This window comes from Mesorhizobium argentiipisi (SeqCode) (genome assembly GCF_037179585.1).
GTDB classification, from domain to species: Bacteria; Pseudomonadota; Alphaproteobacteria; order Rhizobiales; family Rhizobiaceae; genus Mesorhizobium; species Mesorhizobium argentiipisi.
In genome coordinates, this window is record NZ_JAPYKO010000015.1 from 65259 (window position 1) to 81722 (window position 16464).

General features: G+C 63.4%; 13 protein-coding genes and 1 pseudogene. 6 read left to right on the plus strand and 8 right to left on the minus strand.

Features of this window, described 5'->3' with window-relative positions:
- The first annotated feature begins 8 nt into the window (after window positions 1-8).
- Genes O7A05_RS20675 through O7A05_RS20685 form a run of 3 tightly spaced genes read left to right on the plus strand, consistent with a single transcriptional unit; the run spans window position 9 to window position 2845 of the window.
- Window positions 9-1586, plus strand: coding sequence for a heme biosynthesis protein HemY (locus O7A05_RS20675; RefSeq protein ID WP_337094818.1), 1578 nt, complete (start codon window positions 9-11; stop codon window positions 1584-1586).
- Window positions 1587-1630: 44 nt separating this feature from the next.
- Entirely contained in the window at window positions 1631-2110 is a 480-nt protein-coding gene (locus O7A05_RS20680; RefSeq protein WP_224712204.1) for a tellurite resistance TerB family protein, read from the plus strand.
- A gap of 18 nt (window positions 2111-2128) precedes the next feature.
- Entirely contained in the window at window positions 2129-2845 is a 717-nt protein-coding gene (locus O7A05_RS20685; RefSeq protein WP_337094819.1) for a glutamine amidotransferase, read from the plus strand.
- Between the two features lie 46 nt (window positions 2846-2891).
- On the opposite strand, the gene O7A05_RS20690 is transcribed toward O7A05_RS20685, so the two are convergent.
- On the minus strand, window positions 2892-3098 hold the full coding sequence (locus tag O7A05_RS20690; RefSeq protein WP_337094820.1) for a hypothetical protein: 207 nt from the start codon (window positions 3096-3098) through the stop codon (window positions 2892-2894).
- Window positions 3099-3240: 142 nt separating this feature from the next.
- Between O7A05_RS20690 and O7A05_RS20695 the strand changes: the two genes are divergently transcribed.
- From O7A05_RS20695 to O7A05_RS20705, 3 genes are all read left to right on the plus strand, one after another.
- Window positions 3241-4923 carry a PIN domain-containing protein gene (locus O7A05_RS20695; RefSeq protein ID WP_337094821.1) on the plus strand — a complete coding sequence of 561 codons (1683 nt, stop codon included), beginning with the start codon at window positions 3241-3243 and terminating at the stop codon, window positions 4921-4923.
- Window positions 4924-5363: 440 nt separating this feature from the next.
- On the plus strand, window positions 5364-6659 hold the full coding sequence (locus O7A05_RS20700) for an RES family NAD+ phosphorylase (protein WP_224712207.1): 1296 nt from the start codon (window positions 5364-5366) through the stop codon (window positions 6657-6659).
- A gap of 439 nt (window positions 6660-7098) precedes the next feature.
- Complete coding sequence (locus O7A05_RS20705) at window positions 7099-7329, plus strand: hypothetical protein (protein ID WP_217574228.1); 231 nt, start codon at window positions 7099-7101, stop codon at window positions 7327-7329.
- Between the two features lie 87 nt (window positions 7330-7416).
- Here O7A05_RS20705 and O7A05_RS20710 read toward each other — a convergent pair.
- The 7 genes and pseudogenes from O7A05_RS20710 to O7A05_RS20740 all read right to left on the minus strand — a co-directional run bounded on the left by O7A05_RS20710 (window position 7417) and on the right by O7A05_RS20740 (window position 16402).
- Window positions 7417-8655: pseudogene (locus O7A05_RS20710) on the minus strand (MFS transporter).
- A 157-nt stretch (window positions 8656-8812) separates the two neighbouring features.
- Window positions 8813-9913: an aminotransferase class I/II-fold pyridoxal phosphate-dependent enzyme gene (locus O7A05_RS20715; protein ID WP_337094822.1), complete on the minus strand. Its 1101-nt coding sequence runs from the start codon at window positions 9911-9913 to the stop codon at window positions 8813-8815.
- A 232-nt stretch (window positions 9914-10145) separates the two neighbouring features.
- On the minus strand, window positions 10146-10607 hold the full coding sequence (locus O7A05_RS20720; protein WP_337094823.1) for a Ros/MucR family transcriptional regulator: 462 nt from the start codon (window positions 10605-10607) through the stop codon (window positions 10146-10148).
- A gap of 207 nt (window positions 10608-10814) precedes the next feature.
- Window positions 10815-11519 carry an ROK family protein gene (locus O7A05_RS20725; RefSeq protein ID WP_337094824.1) on the minus strand — a complete coding sequence of 235 codons (705 nt, stop codon included), beginning with the start codon at window positions 11517-11519 and terminating at the stop codon, window positions 10815-10817.
- Window positions 11520-11536: 17 nt separating this feature from the next.
- Window positions 11537-12913, minus strand: a complete 1377-nt coding sequence (gene zwf, locus O7A05_RS20730) for a glucose-6-phosphate dehydrogenase (protein WP_337094825.1) — start codon at window positions 12911-12913, stop codon at window positions 11537-11539.
- Between the two features lie 13 nt (window positions 12914-12926).
- Complete coding sequence (gnd, locus tag O7A05_RS20735) at window positions 12927-13940, minus strand: phosphogluconate dehydrogenase (NAD(+)-dependent, decarboxylating) (RefSeq protein WP_337094826.1); 1014 nt, start codon at window positions 13938-13940, stop codon at window positions 12927-12929.
- Between the two features lie 50 nt (window positions 13941-13990).
- Entirely contained in the window at window positions 13991-16402 is a 2412-nt protein-coding gene (locus tag O7A05_RS20740) for a glucan 1,4-alpha-glucosidase (RefSeq protein ID WP_337094827.1), read from the minus strand.
- Window positions 16403-16464: the final 62 nt, after the last annotated feature.

The following is a 16464-nucleotide window of genomic DNA, read 5'->3' on the forward strand; positions in this document are numbered from 1 at the left end:
GAGACAAGATGATCCGCCTTCTCGTCTTCCTCGCCGTCGTCTTCGCGCTCGGGCTCGGCTTTGCCTGGCTGGCCGACCGTCCGGGCGAGATGATCGTCACCTTCAACGGCTACCAATACCAGGTCACGCTGATGGTGGCGGCGGTGGCGATCGTCGCCGTGGTCGCCGCGGTGATGATCGGCTGGTGGCTGATCAAGTCGCTGTGGAACAGCCCCTACACGATCTCGCGCTATTTCCGCGTGCGCCGCCGCGACCGCGGCTATCAGGCGCTGTCGACGGGCATGATCGCCGCCGGCGCCGGCGACGGCGCGCTGGCGCGCAAGAAGACCAAGGAGGCGGCGAAGCTGATCAGCTCCGACCGGGAGCCGCTGATCAACCTGCTCGACGCGCAGGCCTCGCTACTCGAAGGCGACCATGAGGGCGCGCGCGAGAAATTCGAGCGCATGCTCGACGATCCCGAGATGCGGCTGCTCGGCCTGCGCGGGCTTTATCTCGAGGCCGAGCGCCTCGGCGACCGCAATGCCGCGCGCCACTATGCCGGCCGCGCCGCAGCGGTGGCGCCGCAGCTTGCCTGGGCGGCGGAATCGACGCTGGAGGAACTCACCGAACGCGGTGACTGGGACGGCGCGCTGAAGCTGGTCGAGGCGCAGAAATCGACCAGGCAGATCGAGCGCGACGTCGCCAACCGCCGCCGCGCCGTGCTGCTCACCGCCAAGGCGCAGGCGCTGGTCGACAGCGACTCGAACGCGGCCCGCACCGCGGCGCTCGAAGCCAACAAGCTGGCGCCGGATTTCGCGCCGGCGGCGGTGATCGCCGCCGATCTGGTTATCCGGCAAAACGACGTGCGCAAGGGCTCCAAGATCCTCGAAGCCGCCTGGAAAGCCGAGCCGCATCCCGACATCGCCGAGCTCTATACCCATGCCAGGCCGGGAGACGCCGTGCTCGACCGCCTCAACCGGGCGAAGAAGCTGCAGGAATTGAAGAAGAACCATGCCGAGTCGGCGATGGCCGTGGCGCGCGCGGCGCTCGACGCGCAGGATTTTGCCACCGCGCGGCGCGAGGCGGAGGCCGCGATCCGCATGGATCGCCGCGAGGGCGCCTATCTTCTGCTCGCCGATATCGAGGAAGCCGAGACCGGCGACCAGGGCAAGGTGCGGCAACTGCTCTCCAAGGCGGTGCGCGCGCCGCGCGATCCGGCCTGGGTGGCGGACGGCGTCATTTCCGAGCGCTGGGCGCCGGTGTCGCCGGTCACCGGCAAGCTCGACGCCTTCACATGGCGCGCGCCGATGGAACGTCTTGGCCAGCTGATCGACAGCGACGCGGATGTCGAGGTGCCGGCGATCACGGCTGCGCCGCCTGTCCAGCCTGTCGCCGAGAAGGCGATCGACATCGTCGCCGATGCTCCGGCCGAGAAGCCGGCGCCGGTGCCGTCGAACGGCGGCGAGAAGGACGCGTCCGTTGCGGAAGCCGTCAGCGAGGCCGAAATCGGCGAGCCCGGTTCGGAGCTGCCGCCTCTGCCGGATGACCCTGGCGTCGCGCCGGAAGAAGAAGCGGAAAAATCGCAGCGCCGCTTTCGTTTGTTCTGAGGCTGTGTTCTGGGACCGAGTTGGTGGGCAGGGAAAAAACATCGATGTTCGAGCGCGTATTGTCCTTTCTGAGGGATCTGCCGGCTGGGCGCGAGGCCAAGCCGAGCGCCGACGATCCGCGCGTCGCGGCTTCGGCGCTGCTCTATCATGTGATGAACGCCGACGGCGTGCGCCAGGACGTCGAGTGGGAACGGTTCAAGCAGATCCTGGCCGAGACCTATTCGGTGAGCGGCGAGGAGCTCGATGCGCTGGCGGCGGCCGGCGAGCGCGCCGACAACGAGGCGATCGACCTCTACGCCTTCACCAGCGTCTTGAAGCGCCACCTCGACCCCGAGGCGCGCAAGGCGTTCATCGGCCTTATGTGGGAAATCGTCTATGCCGACGGCGAGCTTGACGAGCTCGAGGACAATACCGTCTGGCGGGTTGCCGAGCTGATTGGCGTCGAGCGTCGCGACCGCATCGAGGCGCGCCGCAAGGCGGCAGCAGAGGTGCCCGGCGCGCGGGGCGAATCGAGCGACGAATAGCAGGATCCTTCGCCTTCCATGCCACCCAGATCGAGGCCGAGACCAAAAATCCTGATCGTGCTGCATCAGGAGACTTCGAGCCCCGGCCGCGTCGGCCACATGCTCCTGGAAGAAGGCTTCGACCTCGACATCCGCCGGCCGCCATTGGGTGACGAATTGCCCTGCACGCTGGACGGTCACGCCGGCGCGGTCATCTTCGGCGGGCCGATGAGCGCCAATGACGAGGACGAGTTCGTCCGCCGCGAAACCGACTGGCTGGAAATCCCGCTCAAGGAGAACCGACCGTTCCTCGGCATCTGCCTCGGGGCGCAGATGCTCGCCAACCATCTCGGCGGCAAGGTCGAGGGCCACGGCGAAGGCCTGGTCGAGATCGGCTGGTATCCGCTGAAGGCGACCGAGGCCGGCAAGAAGCTGCTGCACTGGCCGGAGATGGTCTACCAGTTCCATCGCGAAGGCTTTTCGCTGCCGAAGGGAGCGACGCTGCTGGCAACCGCGGAAACCTATCCCAACCAGGCGTTCCGCTATGGCGAGAATGCCTGGGGCATCCAGTTCCATGGCGAGCTGACAAGGATGATGATGCAGCGCTGGGTGGTGCGCGGCGCGCATCGCTTCGAGTTGCCCGGCGCCCAGCCCGGCCGCGACCATCTCGGCGGCCGGCTGATCTGGGACATGCACCTCAAGCGCTGGCTGGGCGAGTTTTTGAGGCTGATTTTTGGGCGGCCGGCTGTGGGGTAGGGCGAAAGGCCATTGCTCTGAATGGTTGGGTTTGACCGAGAATGGCTTACGCCCGCCGGGGCATGGAAAGGCCGCTTTGCGCCTCCACTGGCGACATTGGGGCGAGCCGCTCAGCACCCAAAAACCAGACGTCCGATGTTCCGCGACGAGCGAGTATCGAACCGGAGCGTTTCAAGACATGATTATTGGCACGCAAGCATTCGTCTTGATCGTACAGCTCCGAGTTCAGCGGCACGGTGGCGATGATCGACATTCGTGCTTAGGCGGAATGGCTCGCCAAGTAATGACCGGCAGTTTCGTTGCGGAAATGTTCTCGCCTCGCTATATACCAATGACATCGGCGAACTCCGCGCAAGCGACGTGATTCGACCGGGTTTACCGCTCGTGAGGGTCGAATGGAGCATGTGTTTGTAGCCGATACGAATCTCTTCTTCGAGTGCAAGCGCCTGGAAGAGATTCCCTGGTTCGACCTCGCGGTGGACCCGATTGTGATCGCATTAACCAAGCCCGTTTTGGCGGAGATCGACAAGCACAAGAAGGGTGGCGGCAGAACGCGCAAGCGGGCGATCGAGATTTCGGGGCGCATACGTGGAATGCTTGCGACCCTTCCGCCGGAAGTCGTTATCCAGGAAGCTGGGCCGCGTGTCGTGCTGCGGCTCATGCCTATCATCCAGCCCGCCCCAGAGCTCGCCAGCTCACTTGACTACAGCATCAACGACGACCGGATTGTCGGGACTGTCGCCACCCTTTCGAAGGATGAGACATTCGCCTCCGTCTCATTGCTGACAGATGACAGTGTCGCGGCATCCACTGCGCAGGGCATCGGCGTCTCCTTCTTTCTGATCCCGGAGAGTTGGAAGCGACCGCCGGAAGAGACTACCGAAGCGAAGCGGATCAAGGAACTGGAAAAGGACATCTCGATCTACAGGGCGCAGGAGCCCGTCATTAGCATTGTGAACGCCTCAGGCGAGGCAACAGCGGCCAATGTGGTCCGCCGGGTCGCTTTGGCACTTAAGCCGTCCGAAATTGACCAGCTGATCGGCAAGCTGAAAGCGCGTCATCCGGCAAGGGAGAATTTTGATGCTCCGGAAGCCGAGATTCAGGCCGATGGAACCGAAATTTCCTACGAAGCGCCGGACGCTGAAGCGATCGGCAAATACTCGTCCGAAGCCTACCCGAAGTGGATCGACGCGTGTCGCTCAACCTTTGAGTCACTGCACAAGGACCGCACGGAGCCCGAGCCCGAGATAGCGCTAACATTTGGCGTTGCTAACGGCGGCACTCGACCTGCGTCAAAGATGCGCGTGTCGTTTGAGGCTATCGGCAACATCGATTTGAGTCATAACGCACATGATCCGGACGATGACGAGGATCAGAATGACGACGACCGCCAATCCGCGCTCCCCCCGATTCCCAAGCTGCCCGCACCGCCTGTTGCGCCAGCGGTCCGACGCATCGTGAAGCGGCCGCTTACTGCGTCTAAAGGGGTTGATATCGCTACACTGATGGCCGGCAGTGGTCTCAGGATCTCCGAACTGGAGAAGGCGTCGCGCGGAGTGATGAGCGGTCTTGGTCCCCAATTGGCGGCAATGCGCAGCGCGCAATCGATGTTCGACAATCTCCACGGCAAAGGAGCGCTCGCAGATCTCGCACGTGGCATAGGGCCTATGTCGGACATGATGAGAATGGCAGAGGAGCATGACCGCGTGCGCAGGTCGCTTATTCAACCCACTGGTCTTGCTAGCCCAACCTACATCGATATCCCTACTATCCGGATGCCGCCGATGCCAGAGAAGCATAATCCTGAGGGGTTTTACTACGATCGGTGGCCGAAAAGGAAACCGACCAAGCGTGGCGCTCTGACCTGCGATCTCTTCCGTCATCAGCGCGGCGAGGAATTCTTCGATGTCGACGTGCTGTTTCCCGACGATGGGGACGTCAGCGGCGCAGTGCGGTGTACCGTCGAGGCCGAGAACCTGACCAAGCCGACGGAGCTTCTGATACCCGTCAGCCGCAAGGTCGAAGCCTACAGTCTCATGGCGATCGCAGATGAGATGGTCGAACGCTGTGGCCGTTAGATCGACCCCTTAGATGTGGCGCTCGATTTCATCGAGCGCCACATCTTCTGATCGTGGATCATACAGCTGCGTGGTGCGCGTATCGGCATGGTTTGCCATGTCACGCGCTTTCTCGAAGATCTCGCCATTCTTACTGGGCTTGCGATCCGTCCCTCTATGAACGGCAGCTACCTTACAGCGGCCCCTGAAAGCCGTCGGTCCGTTCACGGCCCCGGAACTGCCGACACAAATCCTTCACATCTGGAGGTCCATAAGATTCCCGTTGGTATTGGTTTGGGTGGAAGCGAAATGGCGGCTTGCAAGCTGCACCCAGCCCAATTAGGCATTCTGCAACTTCGTTCGAGCAAAAAAGTGGCAGTCATGGACGGTTTGGGGATCACCGATCGCTGGGCTCGCGGGATCTGTGACCAGAACGATTGTTATCGACTCCGGAGAAGAACTTGAACGTCTGCCCTGATTGCTTTTCCGCAAGCGGATTGAAGAGGCGGATCCAGGAGGAGAGGCGATCTTTTCCTAACGGAGTCTCTTGCGATTTCCACTCTACGAAAAAGGGAATTCCGATTGCGGCAGTTGCCGCCATAGTTGACCCAGTATTTAGAGAGAATTTCGTGGGCGGACCGTACGACGCCTATTACGATAGATATATCGAAACTACGGGAACTGACCTTGAAGACACGCTACTCGACTTAACAGGTGCCGACGACACAAGAGTTATTGATGGTTTAATCGCCGAACTCATCGAGGCAGACAGTTATTGGCCGCCCGACGGTGAAGAAGCATTTTACGACAGTGAATATCGGTACTCGAGAGAGCAGACTGGGCTAAGCGAGCACAACCAGCTTTGGTCGGCATTTAAGACCAGTCTGATGCACCAACGCCGGTTCTTCAATACTGAAGCAGAGGACCTGCTACGGCGGATCTTTGAGGATGTGCACCAGCAGCGAGACATGAATAGTTCAGGGCCGGTCTACATGATAGTCCCTGACGGGCAAGGGTCTAGCTTCGTCCGCGCGAGGGTTGCCAACGAGCCTGCCAAGCGCGAGGAGATTAAGGCGGACCTCCCTGGGAAACTGGGGCCGCCGCCAGAGCGAATGCGAAAGCCAGGCCGCCTGAACCCGTCGGGTATTTCGGCGTTCTACGGTGCCTATGATGCCGACACCTGCATAGCAGAGCTTAGACCCAGTGTCGGCGAACTTGTAGCCGTTGCCGAATTCCGCATCACTGAGCCTATCTGCGTGTTGGACACCACGTTGTTTGGTGCCAGGCCGAAAGCATATGACCCATTTGCGGCCAAGGCCCGGAAACGAGCTGCGCAGTGGTTGTTTATGACGGGCTTCATGAACGAGATTGCTCGTCCGATCCTCCCGGACGATGTCCACTTGGACTACGTACCAACGCAAGCAGTAGCGGAGTATCTTTCGAACCGCGAATTCGAGTTCGCTCGTGGCAAGCGCACGATCGATGCGATAATTTATGGATCTGCGCAACATCCCGGTGGGCGGAACATCGCACTTCTTGGCTTGGCGTCTGTGGTAGGTTCGATAGTCGAACCGGCGAATGAGCCGCCACCATCGGGCGATTCTGACCTATGGTCGGATTGGCTTCCGCCGGAGCCTCCGCCAAGGACGCGGATCGTGCCTATTCCCGAGAGCTTTCGCGTGCATCGCGTAGACGGGGTGACTTTCAGCGCTCCGGCTCCCGAGCCTGTTAACGGCCAAGAGGAAGATGCGGACTAACTTTCGCCAATGAGGTTATCATGACTGTCTCGACTGCGATGCGCCACCAGAGGAGATGATGTCGCTCACCTGTCTGCATCGAGGACGTTTTAGGAGTAGATCAGACCGAAATAGGGCGGAAGCTGACGAGGCAAACTTTGCTTTAATGAGACAGGACGCGGAATGGCAGCTTTCCAGCGACGGCTCCCATAACCGGACCGTCCGCAACCGGCCCATCTCGGCCCTTGCCGATCCCCGGGGCCGTTGATCCTGCCGCTTATGACCGCCGCCCGATCGGTGGCGGCTGTTCAGGGGCGACCTGGCCGCAGCGCCGGGACCATAGCCCTGCAATGCCGCCGATCACCGCCGCGCGGTACCGATCAGCGGGCAGTCTCGGCGGTCTCGGCGGAGCCGCGAATCTGTGCTAAGCCGCCGCCCGATCAATTAAAGGAAGACACCTGTGAGCGAACTGACCTTGGCCGAGGCGACCGAAAATATCTATGCCTCACTGCGAGCGGACAATGCCGACCTCGATGCGCATATCGCGGCACTCAAGGCAGCGCTGGCGCGGGAGGGGAAGAAACAGGCGGTGTTCGATCCGGCCAAGCTGGTGCAGAACAACCGCGCCGGCCGCAAGTTGATGCAGGCCTATTTTCGGCAGCGGGGCGTCAGCGTGAGCTTTTCGGAGTAGAAACAGCTTCCGACCCTACCTCGCTGGTCGACGGCGCAGCGTGATTGGCCCGAACGTCGGATCCAGCGGCTTGGATTCAGAACTCAGTCAATTCCGGCTGTTGAGATGCCGCACCTGCCGCAGCGCCGGGAACAGATAGGCCCATAAGCCGGCGACGGCGATGGCGCCGATGCCGCCGATCACCACGGCGGGAACCGTGCCGATCAGCGCCGCCATGGTGCCGGCGCGGAATTCACCGACCTCGTTGGAGGCGCCGACGAAGACCTGGTTGACGGCGTTGACGCGGCCGCGCACCTCGTCCGGCGTCCAGAGCTGGATCAGCGTCTCGCGGATGTAGACGCTGAACATGTCGGTGGCGCCGAGCAGGGCAAGTGCCGCGATCGACAGCCAGGTAATGGTCGAGACGCCGAACAGCACGGTGAAGGCGCCGAACAGAGCGACGAAGCCCAGCATGATCTTGCCGGCGTGGTTGCGGATCGGGTGACCGGCAAGCCAGACGGCGACGCAGATAGCGCCGATGCCGGGCGCCGAGCGCAGCAGGCCAAGGCCCCAGGGGCCGAGCTCGAGGATATCGCGCGCATAGACCGGGAGCAGCGCCGAGGCGCCCGACAGGAGCACGGCGAACAGGTCGAGCGAGATCGCGCCGAGCACGATCTTCTCGCCCCAGATCTAGCCGAAGCCGGCAAACAGCGTCTGCATCGTCGGCTTGTCGGTGGCCGTCTGCTGGGCGGGTTTCGGGATGGTGAAGATGAGCAGCCCGGCGGCGAGCATGAGGACCGCTGCGGTGGCGTAGGCGACTTCCGCCGACACGCCGTAGAGCAGGCCGCCGGCGACCGGGCCGACGATGGTCGCCGTCTGCCAGGCCGACGAATTCCAGGCTATCGCATTGGCGAAATCTTCCTGCGGCACGAGATTGGCGAACAACGAGGACGAAGCCGGTCCGTAAAAGGCGCGGGCTATGCCGAACATGACCAGCACGAGGAAGATCGGCAGCGGGCTGGTCAGGCCGCGCAGCGTCAGAAGCAGCAGGGCCAAGGCGCAACCGGCCTCGACCAGGGTCGCGAGCGTCATGATCAGGCGGCGGCCGTAGCGGTCGGCGACGACGCCGGTGACCAGGACCAGGAGCAGCGAGGGCAGGAACTGGACGATGCCGACAATGCCGAGGTCGAACGGATCGCGGGTCAGGTCATAGACCTGCCAGCCGACGGCGACCGAGACGATCATGGTGGCGAAGGTCGTGAGGAAGCGCGCCGTCCAGTAGCTGAGGAACGGGCGGTGCCTGAACGCGGCGTAGCGCTGGTCTGGTGACGTTGCTTCGACGGTCATGGTTCGAGGGCCCCTATGCGACGATGGCCGGCGGGGCACTTCCACGGTGGGCGCTGGTCCGGCCGCAACCCTTTAGCCCAGTTCATCTTGCCATGCGCGCAAAAAATCCGGGCTGGGTCTAAGAAAAATCGAAATTCCCTGCTCTGGTGGGGGGCGTTCAGCCTCTCAATGCGGCCGAGATGGCCTTGAGCCCGCCGCGCAACTCCGCTTCCGTCGGCCAGCCGAAACCGAGGCGGAAGAAGCGCTTCGGCATCTCGAACCAGTGGCCGGGACCGACATAGGTGCTGTGCTGCTCCAGCAGCCTCGTGTAGAATTTGTCGAGGTCGAAGCCGGCATCGACGTTGAGCCGCGGGAAGCCGACGACGCCGCCTTGCGGCCGCACCCAGTCGACCAGCGGCTCGCCGTCGATCCAGTCCTGCACGATGTCGCGGCGCCTGGCCATTTCGGGGAGCAGCGAGGCGAGGAAGGCATCACGGCGTTCGAGCGTGGCGCGGGCGATCGCCTCGTCGATGACGCTGCCGCAGATGCCGATCTGCTCCTTGGCGGCGAGGAAAGTTTCCTGCAGTTGCGGATCGCGGGTCACCAGCCAGCCGATGCGGATGCCCGGAATGCCGAAGGCCTTGGACAGCGAGCAGACGCTGATGGCGGCGGGGCTGAGCGAGGCCGCCGGCGGCAACCGGGCGCCGTAGGAGAGGTCGCGATAGGTCTCGTCGACCAGCAGGCGGCATTTGCGGCTCTCGGCAAGCGCGACCAGCGTGTCGAGGTCGGCGCGTGTCATCATCGTGCCGGTCGGGTTGTGCGGGCAGGTGACGCTGATCAGTCTGGTGTTCGGCCGCAGCTCTGCGCTGACGCGCTCGATATCGAGAGCGAAGCCCTGATCGAAATCGAGATCAACATAGGAGATGGCGCAGCCGATCGCTTTCGGCGTCTCGATGTTGGTGGCGTAGTTCGGCCGCACGACCACGAGATGGTCGCCGGCCGACAGAAGCGCGGTGGCGATGATGAACAGCGCGCCGGCCGCCCCAGCGGTCACCAGCACCTCGCCGGGAGAAAGGCCCTTGTCCTGCGCGGCGATCAGCGCCCGCAGATCCTTGTCGCCGCGATGCTCGCCATAGAACAAGGTGAGGTCCGGCAGCGCGAGGCCGATGTCGGAGAGTTTCTGGTCGGCGATCGAGCTTTCGGAGAGATTGTAGCGGATGCGGCCGTAGCCATATTCCTCCGGCGCTTCCTTCTCGATCACCATCCTGGCGTAGTTCATGGCCATCTCCCCCAGTGGAGCATCTTGCCGTCTCGCGGACACGGCAAACCGCTCCATTTCTCTGTTTTTACGCAATTCCGGACGGAAGGTTACGGCGAAGGCGCCGAGCCTAACCGCTTTGCACTTTTCCTGGAATTGCTCTGGTGGCGATATCCAAGCCATAAAAGCAGGAAGCCTGCCAAGGCGGATTCCTCGGCAGGCTTGCTTAAACCATTGGTGCAGTCGCGTTATTTCAGGCCGTCGCCTTGGCCTTCCTGCCCTTGGCGGGCTTCACCGGTTCCGGTTCGGCCTTGCGGCCGAGGCCGATCGACTTAGCGAGCTGCGAGCGCGAGGCCGCATAGTTGGGAGCAACCATCGGATAGTCCACCGGCAAGCCCCATTTGGTGCGGTAGGCTTCGGGCGTCAGGCCGAAATGCACGCCGATATGGCGCTTCAGCGATTTGAACTTCTTCCCGTCCTCGAGACAGATGATGTAATCCGGTGTCACCGAGCGCCTGGGATTGACGGCGGGGACCGGCGGGGGTGCCGCGGGTTCCGCCGGCCGGCTGATCCCGCCGATCGATGAGGCGACGCTGGCGATCAGTCCGCCCAGGTCCGAAGCGGGCAGGCGGTTTTTCGCGACATAGGCCGATACGATGTGAGCGGTGAGCTCGAGCAGATCGACTTCCTTGGCTGTGCTGGTGTCCTCGTCCACGTAGTCCCTCCATTTCTGCCGCAAGGCCGCGGAACCGATCCGGTTTTCGCGGTGTGTAATATCGATGCGCTGCGAGCGTTGTTGGCGAATTCGGAATGCCGCAGGGGCCGCAGGCCGGCGAATTCCTAGTCGGCAAATCTGCCCAACGCAACGTTTTATCGCGTCAATACACGCTGTTTTGAACAATTATACTGGAATGTAACAATATCAGACGATCAGCGCCTTGTCGCGCCATAGACGAAATCCACCCTCGAAAGCGCGAGTGTTGTCGCCGCGCCGGGATTTTTCAGGCAATTCATCGAGCTTGTCGACATTGCCGCCACCGATCACGACATAATCCGGCTGCAAGGCGGCGCGAAGCCTGTCGACGACGTCGAAAACGTATTTGCGCCACTTCTTCTTCCCGTGCTTCACCAGGCCGCGTTCGCCGACGTAATCCTCGAAAGTCGCTCCCTTCTTGTAGGGCAGATGAGCGAGCTCCATGGGCTGGCCGACATTCTTGATGATCATGGCGGCGCCCAGGCCGGTTCCGAGGCCGAGGAACAGCATGCGGCCGCCGTCATAGCTGCCGATGGCCTGCATCAGCGCGTCGTTGACGAGCTTCACCGGCTTGCCGAAAGCGGCGGTGAAATCATAGCCGTTCCAGCCCTTGCCGAGATTGAAGGGATCGAGCGAGGGCTTGTTGTCGCGCACGGGGCCGGGATAACCCATCGAGATGACGTCGTAGTCCAGGCCCTCGGCCAGTTTCTTGACCGACGAGACGACCTGGTCCGGGGTCAGGCTCGGTCCGGACGCGACGCGGCGCATCTCGCCGCCTGCGCTGGTGAGGATCTTCACATGCGAGCCGCCGACATCGACGGTGAGCACGATCGGATCGCTGCTTACCGCAGCTTTCTTTGCTGCCTTCGCCATTCCGTCCTCCCCGGAAGTTACTTGGCCGGATTGATCCAGCCGTTCGGTGGACCGAAACCTTTCATGGCATCGGCCGGCCCCCAGGTCTTGGGCGCATAGATCGCCGGCGGCGTAGTGTCGCCGAGCACCGGACCGACGATGCGCCAGGCAAGCTCGGCCGCGTCCTGACGGGTGAAGAGCTGGCCATTGCCGTTCATGGCGTCGCCGATCAGCCGCTCATAGGGCGGCATGTCGCCCTTGGTGTCGTCGAGCGCGGTCAGCTCCACCTGCTCGCCGATCATGTCGTCGCCTGCGACCTTGCGCTGGGCGCCGATCGAGATCGCCACCTGCGGGTCGATGCGGAAGCGCACATAATTGGCGTCGCCCGGCTTGATCGGATCGAAGACATCGAGCGGGGGCCGCTTCAGCCGCACGATCACCTCGGTGGCGTGCACCGGCATGTTCTTGCCGGCGCGGATGAAGAAAGGCACGTCCTGCCAGCGCCAGGTGTCGACGAAGAAGCGCACTGCGGCGAAGGTCTCGACCGGCGAGTTCGGCCGCACGCCCGGCTCGGCCAGATAGCCGTCGAACTGGCCGCGCACGACATCGTCCTTGGTCAGCGTGCGGATGGCGCGCAGCACCTGCACCTTCTCGTCGATGAGGTCGTCGGCCGAGCGGCCGACCGGCGGCTCCATGGCCAGAAGCAGCAGGATGTTGAGCAGGTGGTTCTCGATCACATCGCGGATGCAGCCGACATCGTCGTAGAATTTGCCGCGGCCCTCGACGCCGAAATCCTCGGCCATGGTGATCTGCACGCTCTCGACGAAATTGCGGTTCCAGATCGGCTCGAGGAAGGAGTTGGCGAAGCGGAAATAGAGCAGGTTCTGGATCGCTTCCTTGCCGAGATAATGGTCGATGCGGAAGATCGACTGCTCGTCGAACACCAGATGCAGCACCCGGTTCAGCCAGCGCGCCGACTGCAGGTCGTGGCCGAACGGTTTTTCGATCATCAGCCGCGCGCCGCGCGCGGTGCTGGACTGCTCCAACCCTTGCACGACCGTTTCGAACATGGTCGGGGGGACGGCCATGTAATGCAGCGGCCGCTGCGCGGAGCCCAGCGCCGTCTTCAGCTTCTCGAAGGTCGCGCCGTCGCGGTAGTCGCCGCTGACATAGCGCAGCAGCGAGGCGAGCTTGGAAAAGACCTTGACGTCCACCGCGCCCAGCGCGGTGAGAATGCCGTCGCGCGCACGGTCCACCAATTTGGGGAGCTCCCAAGGATCGAAGGCGACGCCGATCACCGGCTCGCTCAGCGTGCCCTTGGCGACCATCTGGTAGAGCGCCGGGAAAATCTTCTTATGCGCAAGGTCGCCGGTGGCTCCGAAAAGCACCAGTGTGTCGGACCTCTCCTGGCTCATGCAGTCTCTCCCCTCACGCGCCGGTCTTCGGCTTCTCGACATGGCCGCCAAAGGCATAGCGCATGGCGGACAGAAGCTTGTCGGCGAATTGCGATTCGCCCTGCGAGGAGAAGCGGTCGAACAGCGCCGAGGACAGCACAGGCGCCGGGACGCCGGTGTCGATCGCCGCCTTCAGCGTCCAGCGGCCTTCGCCGGAATCGGAGACGCGGCCGCCGAACTGGGCAAGTGACGGGTCGTTCTTCAGCGCGCCGGCAGTGAGATCGAGCAGCCAGGAGCCGATGACGCTGCCGTGCCGCCAGACCTCGGCGACCTGCGGCAGGTCGATGTCGAACTGGTAGTATTGCGGGTTTTCGAGCGGACTGGTTTCGGCGTCGGCTGTGCGCTGCCTTTTGCCGGCATTGGCCGACTTCAGGATGTTCATGCCCTCGGCATAGGCGGCCATCACACCATATTCGATGCCGTTATGCACCATCTTGACGAAGTGACCGGCGCCGCTCGGTCCGCAATGGAGATAACCGAAGGGCGCCGTGCCGGCATCCTTGGGCGGATTGGCGCCCGCATCGGCGCCCGGCGCCAGCGTGGCGAAGACCGAATCAAGATGCTTCACCGCCTCGTCAGGCCCGCCGATCATCAGGCAGTAGCCCCGCTCCAGCCCCCAGACGCCGCCGCTGGTGCCGACATCGACGAAGTTGATGCCCTTAACCGCCAGCTTCGCAGCCTGGTCGACAGCGTCGTGATAATAGGAATTGCCGCCGTCTATGATGATGTCGCCCGGCTCCATCAGCGCCGCGACCTGGTCGACGATCCTGCCGGTGATCGCCGCCGGCAGCATCAGCCAGGCGCAGCGCGGCTTGGCGAGCTTGCCGACGAACTCCTCCAGCGAGGCGGCGCCCACCGCGCCGTCCTTGACCATGCCGGCGACGCTTGCCGAATTGATGTCGTAGACGACGCATTCATGGCCGTCGCGCATCAGGCGCCGCACCATATTGGCGCCCATTCTGCCCAGTCCCATCATTCCGATCTGCATGGTTTCATCCCGATTGCTTGAGGAGAGGAGAGTCCAATGGCCCTGCCGGATCACGATTGAGCGTCAATGCCGACGCTGAAGTCGACATTCTCCCAACGCATCGCCCCGGGCCAGAAAAAAGTGAAGACGATGGTGGTTCCCGGCTGCAGGCGGTCAACGGGCAAATCCACCAGATGAATGCCGAACGCATTCTCGGCCGTCTTGCTGTCCTGCACGGTCAACCATTTGTCGCTGCTCCAATGGACGACACCGGGCGCCGACAATTCGACGCGCAGCGCCTTGCCGGCCGGAATGGAGCGGATCTTGTTGTTGAAGCGCCAGATCCGCAGCGGCGAGACCGTCTTGCCCTTGATGTAGCGTTCGACGCCTTGCGGCGGCAGGTCGAAAACGGCGCCGTCGCGCAGCGAGCGCAACAGCTTGATGTGCTCGGCATGCGCCCAGACCAGCGGCATGGCGCTGCCGGACGGTTTGCCCAGCCACAGCTCGCGGTCAGGCATGTCCGGGCGATCCCAGACCTGCTCCGGCAGGAGGCCGCCCACGCCGGCCGAACGTTCGAAAGTCTCAAGCAGCTGCGCCGCTCTGTCCCTGCGGCCGGCGGCCAGCTCGTAATGGGCGCGCTCGCCGGCGAGCAGCGGCCACGGCCGGCCCCGGCCGGTGCCGCCGAAAGGCGAGCCGTCCTCGTGCTCGCCATAGCCGTCGCCGGTGTAGCGGTACCAGAGCGGGCCTTGCGGCAGGTCGCAGCGCAGCTCGGCGTCGATGGCCTTGACGGTGTTGAGGATACGCAGGTCGTCCGCGGCCCTCAGGCCAAAGCGGACCAGCGCCAGGGCGTCCGGGCTGATGATCGCCTCGGCCGGCTTGTCGCTGTCGCCCGGCGGCCGGTTCTTGATCGGCACGAAGCCGTCCTTCGGCGAGGCAACGCTGCCATCATCGGGCGGGGCGATGCGGACATAGTAGCCTTCGATTCCCGCCCTGGTGCTTGCCTGCGTGCCGGTCACATAGGTCCAGCGCTCGATCTGGTCGTTCCAGCAATCGGCGATCTCGCGCAGATAGCTTGCCGGCTCATTCTTGCCGCTGGCGTCGAGCATGTCGGCCGCCGCAAGTAAGGCGGCGATCTCGACGGCCAGTGTGAAAGGGCTGTAGCCGGCATCCTCTTCCCAGCGATCCTGGCCGGTGACGGGGCCGTTGCGCACGACATAGGCGGCCGCGTTCTCGATCATCGCCAGGAATTCGGCGAGCTTCGACTTCGGCAGATGGCCGGCGCGGCGCAAGGCATCGGCGAGCAGCAGCGGAAAGGCGCATTCATCCATCTGGATGCCGGGCCAATAGGCGGTGCCGTCGGACCAGCAATTTTGCGGCCAATGGCCGTCCGGCTGCTGGATCGAACGCAGATAGGTGAGGATCTGCAGCGCCTGCCTGCCGTCGCCGGCCGCCAGGAAGCCGCCCGCCGTCTCGACCAGGTCGCGCGGCCAGACGAGATGATAGCCGCCGAGATCGTCGTCGCCCTTGTTGAAACCCCAGGGGATCGACAGGCTGGCGACGGCGGCGCCCGGTGTCGCGATCGACAGATGCGTCGCCAGCACCGCCGTGCTGGCGCGGTAGGTGTTCAAACCGGCGGCGCCGCGGCGGTCGAGTTTTTCCAACCCTGCCTGGAATGTCCGCCAGGTCTCGACATAGGTCTTCGCGGCCGGCTCGAAACCCTGTTGCAGGCTTGCAAGCGCAAGGTCGGCGGCTTCCTCCGGCGAAGCGCCGAAGCCCAGCGCCAGCAAGGCAACCGTCCTGCCGGCCGAAAAGCCGATCTCGCCGGTCAGAGCTACATTGCCGTTTTCGGCTGTATGACAGGAAGGATCGAGGGCGCCGTTATCGTGCAGTTGCTGCCAGCCGTCGGAAAAGCCGACATAGCCGGCCGAGCAGGCGCCCCAGGGCAAGGACGAGGCGAGCGCGAGCGACACGCCGCGCCCTGTGGCGAAGAGAAAACGCTGTCCCTTGTGCTCGCCGGTCCAGGCCGTGTTGCCCATGCCGGCGTTGACGAGATGCGGCGCAAGCAGCGCGTAGACGCGATAGTCGGCCCCCGAGCCCTTGATCGCGCTGAAACGCACTTCCTGCAGCAGGACAGGTCGGTTTGAATCCGTAACGATATGCTTCTCGATCCGGTAAGTGCCGCCGGAGGCGATGTTGGTCAGCCGGTAGCCGGGCACCCCGTCCTCGAAAGGTTCGACCGTATGGGCCGCATCGCGCTTCTCTTCGGAAAAATAACCGCCGGGGCCGGTGACGATCAGCCCCAGGTCGCGCGTGCAGGCGCTGTCGAGGCGCGGATAGTAGATTTCGTTCAGGATGCCGTGGCTGGTGGTGAACCAGAGCGGGCTTTTTGCCGAGAGGGCGGTTCCGACGCCGGTCTTTGCGCTTGACTTCCAGCGCGCGGGAATTCCGGGCGCGCCTTTGGCAACGGTCGGCGTCACTGCCATGCATTGGCCTCCTGCCGCGTTCCTAGACCAGGAGTCGCCGTCTTTTCAATCGTCGCACCGCA